The organism is Pseudomonas sp. PME37.24/006, from assembly GCF_055556635.1.
The window spans coordinates 1-273 of sequence record NZ_JBVHNL010000091.1 but is presented as its reverse complement, the minus strand read 5'-3'; the positions used below and the strand labels follow the sequence as shown (position 1 = coordinate 273).

The 273-nt window shown below is 68.9% G+C and carries 1 protein-coding gene; it reads right to left on the bottom strand.

Annotated features, from left to right (window positions below; genetic code table 11):
• Positions 1-69: 69 nt before the first annotated feature.
• The coding region (locus tag ACZ3GY_RS23965) for a phosphoribosyltransferase (protein WP_465912229.1) at positions 70-273 on the bottom strand (204 nt) is incomplete at its 5' end.

Genomic DNA, 273 nt, shown 5'->3' with positions numbered 1-273 from the left:
GCGAGAGCGGCTCGACCCACGAGGAGTCGATGAGGCCCGCGCCCGCGAGCTCGGCGAGAGACTTCGCCGTCACGCCGCGTCTTCCTCGTGCACCGACCCCTGGAACGACCACGGGAAGTCGATCCAGAGCGACGTGTCCTTCCACGCGTAGTCGGGCGTGATGATGGTGGTCGGCTTCGTGTAGATGACGGCCGAGCGAGCCTCGGCGCCCTGGGCGTTGAGGAGCTTCACGGCGAGGTCGAGCGTGCGACCGCTGTCGGCGACGTCGTCGAC